The 15,576-nt window shown below is 60.8% G+C and carries 15 protein-coding genes and 1 pseudogene; all 16 read left to right on the top strand.

Annotation, left to right across the window (positions count from 1 at the left end; translation table 11 throughout):
* Positions 1-121 precede the first annotated feature (121 nt).
* The 16 genes and pseudogenes from J7447_RS30890 to J7447_RS30815 all read left to right on the top strand — a co-directional run bounded on the left by J7447_RS30890 (position 122) and on the right by J7447_RS30815 (position 15,093).
* A complete protein-coding gene (locus J7447_RS30890) occupies positions 122-1,759 on the top strand; it encodes an NAD(P)/FAD-dependent oxidoreductase (protein ID WP_050474496.1) in 1,638 nt (545 codons plus the stop codon).
* A 92-nt stretch (positions 1,760-1,851) separates the two neighbouring features.
* Complete coding sequence (locus J7447_RS30885; protein WP_050474497.1) at positions 1,852-2,607, top strand: glucose 1-dehydrogenase; 756 nt, start codon at positions 1,852-1,854, stop codon at positions 2,605-2,607.
* Positions 2,608-2,675: 68 nt separating this feature from the next.
* Positions 2,676-3,437: an electron transfer flavoprotein subunit beta/FixA family protein gene (locus J7447_RS30880; protein WP_050474498.1), complete on the top strand. Its 762-nt coding sequence runs from the start codon at positions 2,676-2,678 to the stop codon at positions 3,435-3,437.
* 1 nt (position 3,438) lies between these two features.
* Positions 3,439-4,365: an FAD-binding protein gene (locus tag J7447_RS30875; RefSeq protein WP_152508037.1), complete on the top strand. Its 927-nt coding sequence runs from the start codon at positions 3,439-3,441 to the stop codon at positions 4,363-4,365.
* 24 nt (positions 4,366-4,389) lie between these two features.
* On the top strand, positions 4,390-5,589 hold the full coding sequence (gene pcaF, locus J7447_RS30870) for a 3-oxoadipyl-CoA thiolase (protein ID WP_050474500.1): 1,200 nt from the start codon (positions 4,390-4,392) through the stop codon (positions 5,587-5,589).
* A 109-nt stretch (positions 5,590-5,698) separates the two neighbouring features.
* Entirely contained in the window at positions 5,699-6,337 is a 639-nt protein-coding gene (locus J7447_RS30865; protein ID WP_050474501.1) for a CDGSH iron-sulfur domain-containing protein, read from the top strand.
* Positions 6,295-6,807 (top strand): annotated as a pseudogene (locus tag J7447_RS30860) (NADPH-dependent FMN reductase). Before J7447_RS30865 ends, J7447_RS30860 begins: the two are co-directional and overlap by 43 nt.
* Before the next feature lie 101 nt (positions 6,808-6,908).
* Positions 6,909-7,898: a TIM barrel protein gene (locus J7447_RS30855; RefSeq protein ID WP_152508038.1), complete on the top strand. Its 990-nt coding sequence runs from the start codon at positions 6,909-6,911 to the stop codon at positions 7,896-7,898.
* Positions 7,899-7,928: 30 nt separating this feature from the next.
* A complete protein-coding gene (locus tag J7447_RS30850; protein WP_152508039.1) occupies positions 7,929-8,975 on the top strand; it encodes a substrate-binding domain-containing protein in 1,047 nt (348 codons plus the stop codon).
* Between the two features lie 68 nt (positions 8,976-9,043).
* Positions 9,044-10,564 carry a sugar ABC transporter ATP-binding protein gene (locus tag J7447_RS30845; RefSeq protein WP_152508040.1) on the top strand — a complete coding sequence of 507 codons (1,521 nt, stop codon included), beginning with the start codon at positions 9,044-9,046 and terminating at the stop codon, positions 10,562-10,564.
* 5 nt (positions 10,565-10,569) lie between these two features.
* Positions 10,570-11,544 (top strand): ABC transporter permease, encoded by a 975-nt coding sequence (locus J7447_RS30840; protein ID WP_152508041.1) that lies wholly within the window; start codon positions 10,570-10,572, stop codon positions 11,542-11,544.
* A complete protein-coding gene (locus tag J7447_RS30835; protein WP_152508042.1) occupies positions 11,541-12,413 on the top strand; it encodes a MurR/RpiR family transcriptional regulator in 873 nt (290 codons plus the stop codon). The genes J7447_RS30840 and J7447_RS30835 overlap by 4 nt, the downstream gene beginning before the upstream one ends.
* Positions 12,414-12,419: 6 nt before the next feature.
* The gene (locus tag J7447_RS30830) at positions 12,420-13,298 is read left to right on the top strand and encodes a ribokinase (RefSeq protein WP_152508043.1); all 879 of its coding nucleotides are present in this window, start codon (positions 12,420-12,422) and stop codon (positions 13,296-13,298) included.
* Between the two features lie 339 nt (positions 13,299-13,637).
* Positions 13,638-14,321 carry an SOS response-associated peptidase gene (locus J7447_RS30825; RefSeq protein ID WP_152508044.1) on the top strand — a complete coding sequence of 228 codons (684 nt, stop codon included), beginning with the start codon at positions 13,638-13,640 and terminating at the stop codon, positions 14,319-14,321.
* A 24-nt stretch (positions 14,322-14,345) separates the two neighbouring features.
* Positions 14,346-14,645 carry an I78 family peptidase inhibitor gene (locus J7447_RS30820; RefSeq protein WP_152508045.1) on the top strand — a complete coding sequence of 100 codons (300 nt, stop codon included), beginning with the start codon at positions 14,346-14,348 and terminating at the stop codon, positions 14,643-14,645.
* 106 nt (positions 14,646-14,751) lie between these two features.
* Positions 14,752-15,093, top strand: coding sequence for a hypothetical protein (locus J7447_RS30815; protein ID WP_152508046.1), 342 nt, complete (start codon positions 14,752-14,754; stop codon positions 15,091-15,093).
* Positions 15,094-15,576: the final 483 nt, after the last annotated feature.

Below are 15,576 nucleotides of genomic sequence, written 5' to 3'. Positions count from 1 at the left end.
CTGATCCCCCCGCCCCGGCGCCGCCCGACGGCGCGGGGCACCCCCCCACCTTTCATAACAGTCAACCGGCACCTCACCCGCGGTTCGCGGGGCGGCGGTGTCATGCTCTGGGAGGAGTAGCATGACCAAATCTCTGGAAACCACCAAGACCAAGGGCGCCGATTTCGACGCCGTCGTGATAGGCGCGGGCTTTGGCGGCCTGTATTCCGTCTACAAGCTGCGCAACGAGCAGGGCCTGAACGTCAAGGCCTTCGACAGTGCGGGCGATGTGGGCGGCACCTGGTACTGGAACCGCTATCCCGGCGCGCTGTCCGATACCGAAAGCTTCGTCTACCGCTATTCCTTCAGCGGCGAGCTTTTGCAAAAGGGCCGCTGGAAGACCCGCTATCTGACGCAGCCCGAAATCCTCGACTACATGAACGAGGTCGCGGACACCTACGATCTGCGCCGCAGCTACCAGTTCAACACCCGCGTTACAGCGACCCATTTCAACGACGAAACCGGTCTGTGGCATGTCACGACCGACAAGGGCCAGATAGTGACCTGCAAGTATCTGATCACGGGTCTCGGGCTCCTGTCCGCAACGAACACACCGAAGTTCAAGGGCATCGACAGCTTCAAGGGACAGGTGCTGCACACCGGCGCCTGGCCTGAGGGGATTGACCTCAAGGGCAAGCGCGTGGGTGTGATCGGCACCGGCTCCACGGGGGTTCAGGTCATCACCGCGACGGCGCCGATTGCCGGGCATCTGACGGTGTTCCAGCGCTCGCCCCAGTATGTCGTGCCGATCGGCAACACGCCCCAGGACGAGGCGACCATCGCCCAGCAAAAGGCCAACTACGATGACATCTGGAAGCAGGTCAAATCGTCGGTTGTGGCCTTCGGCTTCCAGGAAAGCACCGTGCCGGCGGAAACCGCTTCGCCTGAAGAACGCGAGCGCGTGTTCGAGGCCGCATGGCAGCGCGGCGGCGGTTTCTACTTCATGTTCGGCACGTTCTGCGACATCGCGACCAGTCAGATCGCAAACGATGCGGCGGCCGACTTCATCAAGAAGAAGATCAGGGAAATCGTGAAGGATCCCGCAACCGCAAAGGCGCTGACGCCGCGCGACATCTACGCCAAGCGGCCCTTGTGCGGGGACAACTACTACGAGGTCTACAACCGTCCGAACGTGACCCTCGCCGATGTAAAGGCCGACCCGATTGCCGAGTTCACCCCGACCGGCATCCGGCTGGAAAGCGGCGCGGAACACGAACTGGATGTGGTGATCTTCGCCACCGGATTCGACGCGGTGGACGGCAACTACGTCAAGATGGACATGCGCGGCCGCGGGGGCGTGACCATGCGGGACAAGTGGAAGGACGGCCCGCTCGGTTACCTTGGCATGATGGAGACGGACTTCCCGAACCTCTTCATGATCCTTGGCCCGAACGGCCCCTTCACCAACCTGCCGCCGAGCATCGAAACGCAGGTCGAGTGGATCGCCGACACCATCGAGATGATGGAAGCCAAGGGTCTGTGCTGCATCGAGCCGACCGAGGCCGCCCGCGACGAATGGGTCACGCTCTGCCGGACGATCGCCGACATGACCCTGTTCCCGAAAGCCGAAAGCTGGATCTTCGGTGCGAACATCCCCGGCAAGAAGAACGCGGTGATGTTCTACATGGCGGGCATCGGCAATTACCGCAATGCGATCAATGCGGTGAAGGACAGTGGTTATCAGACCATGATCTTCGACCGCGAGATGGCAAGCGCCTGACGCAGCGGAACACACGGCGGGCCGGGCAGGATTCTGCCCGGCCCATCGCTGTGCGCCAAGAAAACCACACAGCAAAAAAAGGGAGAGAGTCTGTGGGACGTGTATCTGGAAAAGTCGCCCTCGTGACGGGTGCTGCAATGGGGATGGGCAAGTCCCACTCCGAACTTCTGGCGCGCGAAGGCGCGCATGTCTTCGTCACCGACCGCGACGTGGCGGCGGGTGAGGGGGTTGCCAAAGGCATCGTGGCCGCTGGCGGCAAGGCCGACTTCATCAGGCATGACGTGGCAAGCGCAGCCGACTGGGCCAACGCCATTGCCACCGTGCGCGCCAAGGCCGGGCGGCTCGACATTCTTGTCAACAACGCGGGCGTGCTGATCCTGAAGCCCCTGCACGAAACCACGCCCGAGGAATTCGACCTGACGATGAACGTCAACGTGAAGGGCGTCTATCTGGGCATCCGGGCCGCCGTGCCGCTGATGAAGGAAGCGGGCAAGGCGTCGATCGTCAACATCTCGTCGATCTACGGCATCGTCGGTGCGGCGATGGCGGGGGCCTATATCGGCTCCAAGGGTGCTGTGCGGATGCTGACGAAATCCTGCGCCGTCGATCTGGCGGATACCGGGATCCGGGTGAACTCGATCCACCCCGGCGTCATCGACACGCCGATGACCAAGGACCTGCTGCACGCCGATCCGGCCACGCGGCAGGCGATCCTGGGATCGACGCTGCTCAAGCGCCCGAGCAAGCCCGAGGAAGTGTCGAACGCGGTGCTCTTCCTTGCGTCCGACGAAGCCTCGTTCGTCCATGGTGCCGAGATCGTCGTCGACGGCGGCTATACCGCAAACTGACCCCAAAGCCTGCCCTGTCCGCCCGGCTCGACCGGGCGGACAGGGGATTTGAGAAAGGAAGCCCTCCCATGAAGGTATTGGTCCCGGTCAAGCGGGTGATCGACTACAACGTGAAGGTTCGGGTCAAGGCGGACGGGTCGGGGGTTGACCTTGCGAACGTCAAGATGTCGATGAACCCCTTCGACGAGATCGCGGTGGAAGAGGCGATCCGGCTGAAGGAGAAGGGCGTCGCGACGGAGGTCGTCGTCGTCTCGATCGGCGTCAAGCAGGCGCAAGAGACGCTGCGCAATGCGCTTGCGATGGGCGCGGACCGGGCGATCCTGATCGAGGCCGCCGCCGACGTCCACACCGATATCGAGCCGCTGGCCGTGGCCAAGCTGCTGGCTGCGGTCGTCAAGGAAGAGGCGCCGGGCCTCGTCCTCTGCGGCAAGCAGGCGATCGACAACGACATGAACGCCACGGGCCAGATGCTGGCCGCCCTGCTGGGCTGGAGCCAGGCGACCTTCGCCTCCGAGGTCGCCATCGAGGGCGACACGGCCCGCGTGACGCGCGAGGTGGACGGCGGGTTGCAGACGATTTCGGTCAAGCTGCCGACCATCATCACCGTCGATCTGCGCCTGAACGAGCCGCGCTATGCGTCCTTGCCGAACATCATGAAGGCCAAGGCCAAGCCCTTGGCCACCAAGACGCCCGCCGACTATGGCGTGGACGTCTCGCCCCGCCTGACGGTGGTCAAGACCGTTGAACCGGCGGGCCGCAAGGCGGGGGTCAAGGTGGCTTCCGTGGCCGAGCTGATCCAGAAACTGAAAGACGAAGCGGGGGTGATCTGAGATGGCCGTTCTTCTTCTTGCTGATGTGGTCGATGGCAAAATGGCGACCGACCAGGTGGCCAAGGCGCTGACCGCGGTGATGTCGCTGGGTCCGGTGACGGTGCTGGTCGCCGGTCCGGACGCCACTGCCGCAGCGGCCGAGGCCGCAACGCTGGACGGCGTGGCCAAGGTGCTTCTGGCCGAGGATGCGGCCTATGCCCATGGCTTGGCTGAACCCACCGCCGCGCTGATCGTGTCGCTGGCGGGCGACTACGAGCACATCGTCGCCGCCTCGGGCGCGCTGTCGAAGTCGGTGCTGCCGCGCGTGGCCGCGCTGCTCGACGTGATGGTGATCTCGGAAGTTCTCGCCGTGCATGACGGCTCGACCTTCGACCGCCCGATCTATGCCGGGAACGCGATCCAGACGGTCAGGACCTCGGATGCGAAGAAGGTCATGACCATCCGCACCGCGACCTTCGATGCGGTCGGCAAGGGCGGCAACGCCCCGGTCGAGAAGGTCTCGGCCAGCGTGGACGGCAGTCTCTCGGCCTGGGTCGAGGACAAGGTGGCGTCCAGCGACCGTCTGGAGCTGACCTCGGCCGGGATCGTGGTCTCGGGCGGGCGCGGCGTGGGCAGCCAGGCCGACTTCGCGCTGATCGAGAAGCTGGCGGACAAGCTGAATGCCGCTGTCGGGGCGTCCCGGGCGGCGGTGGACAGTGGCTACGCGCCGAACGACTGGCAGGTCGGCCAGACCGGCAAGGTCGTGGCGCCGGACCTTTATGTCGCGGTCGGCATCTCGGGTGCGATCCAGCATCTTGCGGGGATGAAGGACAGCAAGGTCATCGTCGCCATCAACAAGGACGAAGAGGCTCCGATCTTCCGGGTCGCCGACTATGGCTTGGTCGCCGACCTCTTCACGGCCATCCCGGAGTTGATCGAGAAGCTGTAAGCCTGCTACATTTGGAGCATCAATATGACCGACGTCTTCATCTGCGACTACATCCGCACGCCGATCGGCCGGTATGGCGGGGCACTGTCGTCGGTGCGCCCCGACGATCTGGGGGCCATTCCGCTCCGCGCGCTGATGGACCGCAACGCCGGCGTGGATTGGGAAGCGGTGGATGACGTGATCTTCGGCTGCGCTAATCAGGCGGGCGAGGACAACCGTAACGTGGCGCGCATGTCGCTGTTGCTGGCAGGTTTGCCGGTCGGAGTGACGGGGACCACGATCAACCGGCTTTGTGGCTCGGGGATGGACGCGGTGCTGACCTCGGCCCGCCAGATCGCCGCCGGCGAGGCGCAGCTGGTCATCGCGGGCGGTGTCGAAAGCATGAGCCGCGCCCCCTTCGTGATGCCCAAGGCCGACAGCGCCTTTTCCCGCAACGCCGAGATCTGCGACACCACCATCGGCTGGCGGCTGATCAATCCGGCGATGCATGCGGCCTGGGGCACGGATTCGATGCCGCAGACCGGGCAGAACGTGGCGGATGACTACGGCATCAGCCGCGAGGCGCAGGACGCGATGGCGCTGGCCAGCCAGGCCAAGGCGTCGGCCGCGCAAGCCAACGGGCGCCTCGCGCAAGAGATCACCCCGGTGACGATCCCGCAGCGCAAGGGCGAGGCGCTGGTGGTGGACCGCGACGAACACCCCCGCGCCACGACCCTCGACTCGCTGGGCAAGCTGAAGCCCCTGTTCCCGAACGGCTCGGTCACGGCGGGCAATGCCTCGGGCGTCAACGATGGCGCGGCAGCGCTGATCCTCGCCTCGGCGGCAGCTGCGCGCGTGCATGGGCTGACGCCGATCGCCCGCATCCTCGGCGGGGCGACCGCGGGCGTGCCGCCGCGCATCATGGGCATCGGCCCGGCGCCCGCGAGCCAGAAGCTGATGGCGAGGCTCGGTCTGACGCAGGCCGATTTCGACGTGATCGAACTGAACGAGGCCTTCGCCGCGCAAGGCGTGGCCACGCTGCGCCAGCTCGGGATCGCCGACGACGATACTCGGGTGAACCGCAACGGCGGGGCGATTGCGTTGGGTCATCCTTTGGGCATGTCGGGTGCGAGGATCACCGGCACGGCGGCGCTGGAATTGCGCCACACCCACGGCAGGCGCTCACTCTCTACCATGTGCATCGGCGTGGGGCAGGGCATCGCCATCGCGCTGGAACGGGTGTGAGTGTCCCTATATCTGCTCTGTCCTTTCGAATCCTTGACGAGCCGGAGTGCAGAGGCGCAGCCTTGCCGGGTGCTGGTCATGCGATTTTCGCTGATTGGGGAGACTGCACATGGTCGAGATTGTCAGGGGCAAGGAGGTCACTATCCGGTTCGACGCGTCGTTGTGCGTCCACTCGCGCAACTGCGTTCTGAGCCATCCCGAGGTCTTTGTGCCGAATGTGAAGGGTGAGTGGATCTACCCCGATGCCGCGTCCGTCGAGACGGTCATGCTGATCGGCCTCACCTGTCCGTCGGGAGCGATCAGCGTCAGCCGCAATGACGGCGCGCAGACCACGGAACAGTCGCCAGTGGTGAACACGGTTCGGGTGCGGGAAAACGGCCCCCTGGCGATCGAGGCGGACCTGCGGTTGCGCGGAGAACCGCTGGGCCGGGTGCGGGCCACCCTCTGCCGCTGCGGCCAATCGCAGACCAAGCCCTTCTGCGACGGCTCGCATACCGCTGCCGGATTCGCAGCGACGGGCGAACCGGCGGCAAAGGACACCCCAACGCTGGAGGCGCGCGACGGGCCCGTCGATCTGCTGCCGCAACCGAACGGGCCGTTGAAGACCACCGGCAACCTGGAGGTCGTCAGCGGCACGGGCCGGACGGTCAACAAAGTGCGTCAGGCCTTTTTCTGCCGTTGCGGCGCGTCGCAGAACAAGCCGTATTGCGATGGCAGCCACAAGGCGGCTGGCTTCGTGGCGGAGTAGCGGGCGAAGGCGCGGCCGGGCGTCTTGCTTCGCGTTCGGCTTCTGCAGCCAAGGGCAACCACCCGGCAGTCGCCCAGGATTTCAAGGCGGCCGTTGCGGACGTGGACGCGGTTCCTTTCGTTACACCGGAATAGAACCTCTCGATCCCGGGTGGGCTGCGGAACGCCATCGACTGGACGAGCCGCCCCCGAGGACAGAACTCGTTAAACCGTAAGCCATTGGGCATCATCGGAACCTCGCCTGGGGCTATCGGCACTGCCGTTGGACAGCAGTACCTGAAGAGCATCCTTAGCTTCTGCAACTCCCCGATGATGAATGCGATCGAAGCCTATATCCAGTTCACGCCGGACCTGATTTCCGACGATGGCAATGTCAGCGTTGGATCGACCGAGACGTTCCTGCGCAATTATTTGAGCGACTTCAGCAACTTCGTCGAGCGGGTTCCGACTGACTGTCCTCGCACCACGTAGCATTTCGGGGGCGGGAACGCTGCGACGCACAACACTTTCTAACTTTACAAATTGAAGATAAATCGTGAAGTTGAGGCAGATAACTTTTGGGAATATTGATCTTGACCGAGCCCCGTTTCGCCACTCGCCTGAACTCCTTCGCTTCCGCAGCGCACATTGCGTGGCCGGGTATCAAAGGCAAACCCAGCGTCTTGCAGATGGCCGAGCGCGCCGCGCGCGTTCAGGGCCTGACTGACCTTGATCTCAATTTTCCCGATCATCTTGGCGAAGATCCGCGCGAGTTGGCAAAGAAGCTAGGCGATCTCGGGCTTGCGATTAACGGCTTTGCCATGCGCTATTACACCAACCCGGCATTCAAGCTCGGGGCGTTCACCCATCCTGACGCTGCTGTCCGGCGGGAGGCAATCGATCTTACCAAGAAGGGGATCGACGCTGCCCGCGAGGTGGGTTCAAGCCTCATGACGCTGTGGCTCGGCCAAGACGGTTTCGACTACGCGTTCCAGGCGGACTACGCCCGCTTGTGGCAACACGAAATTGATGGAATTCGTGAAGTTTGTGAGCATGATCCCGATTGCATGATCAGCATCGAGTATAAGCCGAACGAGCCGCGATCCTACAGCCTGATGCCTGATGCGGCAACGACGCTGCTGGCGATCCGCGATGTTGGTGCAGACAATCTTGGTGTCACGCTCGACTTTGCCCATGTTCTTTATGCCGACGAGCAACCGGCCTTTGCTGCAGCCCTGATTGCCAGACACAGCAAGCTTCTCGGCGTCCATCTGAACGATGGTTATGCCAAGCGGGACGATGGTCTCATGGTTGGCGCCGTACACACGGTCCAGACAATTGAACTGCTGCGGCAGATCCGTCGTGATGGCTACGACGGTGCCATCTATTTCGACACATTCCCAGACATGACCGGACTTGATCCGGTTCACGAATGCGAGGTGAACATCGCGACCGTCAAGCGGATGCTGAATGTCGTTGATCGCCTCGAGCAGGACAATCGCCTCACTGGTGCGATTGACCGCCAGGATGCCGTGGCGGCCCAGGCCATTTTGCAGGAGCTGATGCTCGGGGCCAACACGTAACGCCATTATCATGAAACTCGGGAGGAACCGATGAATAGACTTTTGACGCTTGCCGTGGCGGCGAGCCTCTGGGCCGGCGCAGCCTTTGCTCAAGATCTTGCCCCGCTCAATTCTGACTCTGAGCCAGATCGGATGGACTGGTCTGAACTGGAAGCAAAGTTCGGCGCATTTCCGGCAATCCCCGCCGGTACCAAAGCCGGTGGCGTTTCCAAGACCCTGACGAACGAATACTGGCGTTCGCTCGGCGAGGGCTACAAGGCCTTTGCCGATAGGGTCGGCGTCGAGAGTGTCTATCAGGCCGCGCAAAGCGAGGGAGACCAGCTGGGCCAGCTGACGATTGCCGAAGGCATGGTCACGCAGGGCTATAACGTTCTTCTCCTGTCGCCGCAGACCGACGCCAACCTGCAGCCGATCATGGAGCAGGCCAAGGCTGCCGGCGTGCCGGTCGTCAATGTAAACGACGCCGTTATCCCGCAAGCCGAGCACTATGTCGGAAACGTTCAGCGCGACAATGGCGTGCGCGTCGCCAAGTGGTTCATCGATAATCGCCCGGAAGGTGGCAAGGTTGCCATTGTTGAAGGACAGGCCGGTGTCTATGCGGCCGTGCAGCGGACCGATGGCTTCAGAAAGACAATTGAAGAATCCGGCAAGTTCCAGGTCGTGGCCAGCGTGCCCGGCAACTGGGATCGCCAGATGTCCTATGATGCGGCAACCAACATCCTGCAGCAGCATCCGGATCTCGTTGGCTTCTATGCTAACAATGATGGCATGGCGCTTGGCATCGTCGAAGCGGTAAAGGCCGCCGGCCTGCTTGAAAAGGTTGCCGTTTTCGGCACAGACGGTATTTCCGATGCCTATGCCTCGATCAAAGCAGGTGAGCTGACTGGCACCGTCGACAGCTTCCCGGTTCTGACCGGTGAAGTTGGTATGGAAGTCGCTCTGCGTCTCGTCGCCGGCCAGGATCTGCCGCGTGTCGTCGCAACACCCCAGGCGCTGATCACCAAGGACAATGTCGCCGAGTTCCAGGGCGAAGGCGTCGATCTTCGTGCCGTGCTGATGAAGGCTGCCGGCAAGTAAGGCCTCCCAAGGCAGGTGGTCGGTCCGCTCTGGACCGGCCGCCGATCCTCACGAAGGGCACAGAGATCATGACCACTGCCAGACTAGCTTTCGAAGGCATGACGAAGGTGTTTCCGAGCGTACGTGCCCTGTCCGATGTCTCCTTTCAGATTGCACCCGGCGAAATCCATGCACTGCTTGGTGAAAACGGGGCAGGTAAGTCGACCCTGCTGCGTATCTTGTCCGGGGTCTTCAAGCCGACAAGCGGGCAGCTTTTGATCGATGGCGTGGCTCAGGCCTTCAGGACACCTGAGAGCGCTCGCCTTGCCGGTGTTGCGATGATTCACCAGGAACTGCAGCAAGTGCCGCACCTGACCGTCGCCCAGAACATGTTCCTAGGGCACCCGATTACCTGGGCAGGTGGGCTCTTGGTAAACCGGCGCGAGCAGGAAAGGCGGGCTGCCGAAGCGCTAGCGATGATCGATGCTTCGATTGATCCCGCAGCGCCGATATCGTCACTGAAAGTGGCGCAGCGGCAGGTGGTCGAAATCGCCCGCGCTTTGCTCGACAAGGCCAAGATTATTGCCATGGACGAGCCAACTTCAAGCCTCACGCCGAGCGAATTTGAGAGCCTTGCGGAGGTCATCAAGCGGTTAGCCGCGAGCGGCGTAACAATCATCTATGTTTCCCACAAGATGGACGAGGTATTCGGAATCTGCGAGCGCGCAAGCGTGATGCGGGACGGCCGGCTGGTTGGTGTCGTTGACCTCAAGCAGACTGAGCCGGCCGACGTCATCTCGATGATGGTCGGCAGGGAACTGCAGGCAGAAGAGCATGTGTCCCACGCGACCCGGGATGTCCGTATCGAAGCGCGCAATCTCTCCTCTGCCAAGGTCCGGGATGTTTCCTTTGACCTACACAAGGGGGAAGTGCTCGGCATTGCCGGTTTGGTTGGTTCTGGCCGCACGGAACTGCTTCGTCTCATCGCGGGTGCCGATAGGGCGACTGGCGGAACCATCCAGATCGACGGGTCGACCCTGACACTTTCCAATCCGCGTGCTGCCATTGCGGCGGGTATTGGCCTTCTGCCTGAGGAACGCAAGCGTGAAGGCATAATTCCCGGCCGTTCGGTTACCAACAATGTCGCGCTGCCATCGATGAAACGTTTCGCGCCCGCTGGCATCATCCGGCATGGGGCCTTGAGGCGTACAGCGGCCGAATTGTTGACCCGCGTCAACCTTCGCCCGTTTCTGCTCGATCGACCAATTCGCCTGTTCAGTGGTGGCAATCAGCAGAAGGCAATCATTGCCCGGTGGCTGGCCGCGGGATCCAAGATTTTGCTGTTCGACGAGCCGACACGTGGCATCGATGTCGGTGCCAAGTCCGAAATCTACAATCTCATCGAGGAACTCGCCTGCGAAGGTCATTCCGTGGTGGTCGTTTCATCTGAACTCCCCGAAGTCATGCGTGTGTCCGACAGGGTCCTCGTCATGCGCGAGGGGACGGTGGTGGCCGAACTGCAGCGCGAAGAACTCACAGAGCAAGCCATTGTTTCTCATGCCGTCGGCAAGGGACTTCGTGCCCCCGCCCGGCAAAGCCAACAGGAATGAATGTCATGTCCGATACAACGCTTCATGCGGCCGCAACACAGTCGAAACTGCTTGGATCATTGTCTCTTCGCGATGCCGGCACTTTGATCGGACTGATTATCATCATCGCTATCTTCGGCCTGCTCGTTCCCGATTTCCTGTCGCAAAGGAACCTCGTCAACATCCTGCAGCAATCGAGCATCAATGCCTGCCTGGCGCTCGGTATGACGCTGGTCATCATCTCCGGAGGCATTGATCTTTCGGTCGGCCCTACGGCTGCCATCGCCGCCGTCATTACGGCAGCCCTTTTGGTCTCTGGTACGCCGATCCCGCTCGCTATTCTAGCCGGCCTTGGCATTGGCGTCATCTGTGGCTTGGTCAACGGTGTTCTCGTTGCCTATATCGGACTTCAGCCCTTCATCGTGACGCTTGGAACGCTCAGCACCTATCGCGCTATTGCCCTGATCTATACCGGAGGCAATCCGGTCTTTGGACTGCCACCGGAGTTCCGCTCCCTGTTTAATGGATCGGTCGCCGGCATTCCCAACTCGGTCCTTATGGTTGCAGTTGTGGCAATCCTTGCCTGGGTTCTTCTCAAGAAGACACCACTTGGCGAGTATCTGCTGGCTGTCGGCGGCAATGAAGAGGCCGCTTATGTGGCTGGCGTGCCGATCGCGATCACCAAGATCACGGCCTATGTGATCTCCGGTGCGTTGGCAGCCCTTGCCTCGATGATCCTGATCGGACGCCTGGGTGCTGCCGAACCTATCCTTGGCAACCTTTGGGAACTGGACGCGATCGCGGCTGCAGCCATCGGCGGCGCCTCCTTGATGGGTGGCAAGGGCAGTGTCGTCGGTACGCTTCTTGGTGCGATCATTCTCGGTAGCATGCGCAATGGTCTCACGTTGATGAACGTTCAGGCCTTCTATCAACTGCTGGCGACCGGCCTTATAATTCTCGTGGCGATGATGATCGATCGCGTAACGAGAGGCCGTGGATGAATTCCCTGAATGACTTGAAGGCGGTAGGCCCGCGCATCCGAATGATGATGCCTCATCTCACGCCCCTGGAGGCGCGGGTCGTTGAAACTGTGTTTGCGCTGCGCAATTTCACAGACGAAACGGCGCTGAAGGACATCGCGGCAGAAGCGGGGGTATCCGAAGCGATGGTGGTCAAGATCACCAAGAAGCTCGGTTTTTCCGGCTACCGAGACTTCAGGTCTGCCGTCACACAGTACAATCAGCTGCCGACTGCTGAAATGCATCAGGAACTGTCGATCGAGGATACCTCTCGCGAGATCATCCAAAAGGTGTTCCGGACCTCGATCAACGCACTCGAAGAGACGCTCGCGATCATAGACATGGACGCCTTCGATCGTGCGGCGGATCTGGTCAATCAGTCTGGGCAGCGTGATTTCTACGGTGTTGGCGGATCAGCCCAGATTGCCCGCGATGTCGCCCACAAGTTCTTGCGCATTGGCATTCGTGCCAACGTACAGGACGATTCGCATATGATGCTGATGTCAGCCGCGCTGCTCGGTCCGCAGGACATCGCTATTGGATTTTCCCATTCCGGCAATACGACGGCCGTCATCGAGGCAATCCAGTTGGCTCGGAAGAACGGCGCGCGAACGATTGCGATTACCAACTACAATTCATCCGCGCTGGCGCAGGTGGCCGATATCGTTCTCTGCTCCACGGCTCAGGGCTCACCGCTGATGGGGGAGAATGCCGCCGCTCGCATTGCTCAGCTCAACATTCTGGACGCCCTCTTCGTTGCCGTCGCGCAAAGGAATTACGGTGTCGCGGAGAAGAACCTGCAAAAGACAATGGCTGCGGTCATGTCGAAACGCAAAGACAAGATTGTGTAAGGAAGCATGTCTCAGGTCATCGTTTTTGGAAGCCTTCATTACGACATTATCGTCCACGGCCCAGGACGTCCACGCAAGGGCGAGACCGTGGCCGGCGAGCGCTGGTTGCCAAAATGCGGTGGCAAGGGTGGCAATCAGGCAATAGCTGCGGCCAAAACCGGTGTTATCACGGCAATGATCGGCGCCGTAGCCGATGACGAATTCGGACGCGTTCTCGTGGCTAACCAGGTAAGTGGACAGGTCGACAGCAGGTTCATTCGCGTCGTCGAAGGTGCCGGAAGCGGCATGAGTGTGGCGATTTTCGACCAGGACGGTGACTACGGCGCGGTGATCGTGTCGGGTAGCAATCTTGATTTGGGACAGGTCGATGTCGATGCTGCTGCTGAACTCTTTGCCCAAGGCGGCGTCCTCGTCCTGCAGAACGAGATCCCAGATGCGGCAAATGTGGCAGCGGCGCGGGCGACGCGATTGGCAGGAGGCCGTGTCATACTCAATGCGGCACCCGCGCGGGAGCTTTCGACGGACCTCATAGGGCTCGTGGACGTTATCGTCGTTAACCAGGTCGAAGCTGAGCAACTTACCCGGGGTCCGGTTGTAGAAACTCTTGAGGGCGCACTGGGTGCGGCCCGCCTTCTGGCCCAAATCTATCCTGTTGCCGTGGTGACAGCCGGCGGCGAAGGTGTGGCCTGCGCTACGGCTGAGGGGCTGGAGTTGGCGGTGCCCGCGCTTAAAGTGGAGCTTGTCAGCACGCATGGTGCCGGTGACGAATTTACGGGTGTGCTAGCCGCCGAACTTGCAAGGGGCATGGAGATCACAGTCGCCATTGATGCCGCCAATCAAGCCGCTGCTTCCCTTGTCAGCGGAGTGAGTCTGAGAGTCGGCTAGTGCAACGAGTACTAAGTTGAAGAATTGGTGTCATACGGCGCTTTCTACGGCTGAAGTTCCATAATTATGCTTATGCGATTTTTACTAACATGTTGATATAAAAGAGAAAATAGACTTTCAGATGGGCGGGTTGAGCCCTTTCTCCACTTAACCTGAAGCCCGTATATGGATGTGGATTAAATTAAATCTGGCCACTCATGAGGCCAGCTCTTGAACCTCTATGGTCCATGCTTCACCCATTGAGATTTGCTCCTCTCACCGCAATTGTGGGCACCAAGCGTTATAGCTGTATGTGCTACAACGCCGTCGGCGTCGATATCAGCAGCAAGGGACAGTGGCATGTGTGGCCGCTTCACCAATACGATGACCTGGGCCGAAATCCACGCCCTTTACAATATCCACGCTGAGGCCCCGCCTCCGTCGAACATGCCGGCGCGCTACAACATCGCGCCGACACAGAACGTCCATTTCGCCCACAAGGACAAAGCCGGTGACCTCGAAATCGACTGCGGGCGCTGGTGGCTCGTGCCCTTCTTCGCCAAGGAATTGCCGAAGGCCGCGATGTTCAATGCGAGGATCGAGACCGTCGACACTTCAGGGGCATTCCGCGGACCCTTCAAGTCGAAGCGCTGCCTCATCCCCGCCGATGGCTATTTCGAATGGACCACAAGCGAAGAGGACGGCAAGAAAGACCCCTGGCTGTTGCAGCTCCCTGACGGAAAGCCTTTCTCCTTCGCCGGACTATGGGCGCATAACGACAAGCTAGGCGTCACCAGCTGCACGATCATCACAGCGCCAGCCGTCGACCACATTGCGCACATTCATACGCGGATGCCCGTCATGCTGGATCCATCGGTCTACAAGACCTGGTTGGATGCCTCTGTTCAGGGTGCTGACGCGAAAGCCTTCCTTCTTGAAAACCAGATGGACAGCCAGCTCGAGTTTTATCGTATCGGCCGTGAGGTTAATTCATCTCGCTATGACGGCAGTGACACGAAAAAGCCAATTCTGAACTCCTTGTAGAGCTTGATAGCAAGGAGAGCCCCAATGAAGTCACTGCCCTATTCCGCGCCATTGATCATCGCCGGCGTAGCTTTGGCCTTATACGCCTGCAGCGCAGACGGAAGCGCCCCCTCCACGGCTTCAGCACCATGCAATGCTGAAGCCGCTGGAGCCCTCGTAGGCAAGCCCAAGCCGACGGACGCAGAGGCCATGCAGCTTTCCGGCGCGAAGACCGTTCGTCAGATCCAGCTAGGCGACATGGTGACCCAGGACTTCCGAGAAGATCGGGTGACGATCGAGACGGATCCCGCATCTGGTCGTGTTGTTGGAGCCACCTGCGGCTGATTAAGCTACGCGGGTCATGGTAACTGCTGCTTAACCACGAGGGCAGTCGCCCCCATAGAATCGGGGGGCTTTTGCGTTAGCTTCGGGGGGCGGTATGGAGCTATCTATGGGACAGAGCTTTTCTGCTTATCTGAAAACTGCGCAGACAGTCAGATCAGTCAGGCAGATACACACAATCACCACCGCAATATGCGAAGATCCCTATGCTTCATCGCATTTGAAACGCACAAGCGCGGCTTTGACGAGGAAGCTGGAACAAGTCATTGACCGGCCCATTGCGAGCGCTGCCTTCCTCGCCTCCATCTGGCGTGATTTTCGCTGCCTCAACACGCTCGTGGAGAGGGAATACTGCAGGCTGAACCTCCTTCTGCCCAAGGGTGAAACCGAGCCTATGGATGATTGGCTGTTCCTTAAAGAAAAAGGGCCAGCGGAAAGCCGCGGCCCTTAAGGTGTGGGGGTCAATAACCTCCAGAGGGGAACAGCCGACGCGCGGACTGGGAGGAGGGGTACGCACGTCAACTACCAACCTATATGGGTCCCCGTAACACGGCCCGCAAGGCGACTAGTCCGAGTTTCGGTACGGACTTCTTTTTGTTGCTTTCCGTGTGGATCCTGTTCAGCGTGAGAAAGCCGCTGTAACAGGGCGTCGATGCGGCCGTCATTCAGTATCGGTTGATGATTGGCCTGTGCCGCCTTGCGAACCATGTCGCTACAGGCGAGCTGCCTGAATACGTGAGAATTATCTGTCATCGCTGCCCCTCCGCCGCCAGAACGCTGAGCGGAGTCACCGGTTCCGAAAGAAAGGAGCCGACGAATACGGAGAGGTTTATTCTCTCTCAACATCATCCAATTTCACCGACAAGGCAGGGTTTGCGTCAATGATGCGCGGTCCCCCCAATTTCGCCGCTGCGCAACGAAATCGGCTCCCCCC

It is taken from the genome of Labrenzia sp. R5_0 (assembly GCF_017743835.1).
In the GTDB taxonomy this organism is placed as follows: domain Bacteria; phylum Pseudomonadota; class Alphaproteobacteria; order Rhizobiales; family Stappiaceae; genus Roseibium; species Roseibium algicola.
This window is presented reverse-complemented; position numbering and strand designations above follow the sequence as displayed.

Coding starts and splice junctions, on each gene's coding strand:
- J7447_RS30890 (WP_050474496.1), top strand. CDS start 122: ATGACCAAATCTCTGGAAACCACCAAGACCAAGGGCGCCGATTTCGAC.
- J7447_RS30880 (WP_050474498.1), top strand. CDS start 2,676: ATGAAGGTATTGGTCCCGGTCAAGCGGGTGATCGACTACAACGTGAAG.
- J7447_RS30875 (WP_152508037.1), top strand. CDS start 3,439: ATGGCCGTTCTTCTTCTTGCTGATGTGGTCGATGGCAAAATGGCGACC.
- pcaF (WP_050474500.1), top strand. CDS start 4,390: ATGACCGACGTCTTCATCTGCGACTACATCCGCACGCCGATCGGCCGG.
- J7447_RS30865 (WP_050474501.1), top strand. CDS start 5,699: ATGGTCGAGATTGTCAGGGGCAAGGAGGTCACTATCCGGTTCGACGCG.
- J7447_RS30850 (WP_152508039.1), top strand. CDS start 7,929: ATGAATAGACTTTTGACGCTTGCCGTGGCGGCGAGCCTCTGGGCCGGC.
- J7447_RS30845 (WP_152508040.1), top strand. CDS start 9,044: ATGACCACTGCCAGACTAGCTTTCGAAGGCATGACGAAGGTGTTTCCG.
- J7447_RS30840 (WP_152508041.1), top strand. CDS start 10,570: ATGTCCGATACAACGCTTCATGCGGCCGCAACACAGTCGAAACTGCTT.
- J7447_RS30835 (WP_152508042.1), top strand. CDS start 11,541: ATGAATTCCCTGAATGACTTGAAGGCGGTAGGCCCGCGCATCCGAATG.
- J7447_RS30830 (WP_152508043.1), top strand. CDS start 12,420: ATGTCTCAGGTCATCGTTTTTGGAAGCCTTCATTACGACATTATCGTC.
- J7447_RS30825 (WP_152508044.1), top strand. CDS start 13,638: ATGTGTGGCCGCTTCACCAATACGATGACCTGGGCCGAAATCCACGCC.
- J7447_RS30820 (WP_152508045.1), top strand. CDS start 14,346: ATGAAGTCACTGCCCTATTCCGCGCCATTGATCATCGCCGGCGTAGCT.
- J7447_RS30815 (WP_152508046.1), top strand. CDS start 14,752: ATGGGACAGAGCTTTTCTGCTTATCTGAAAACTGCGCAGACAGTCAGA.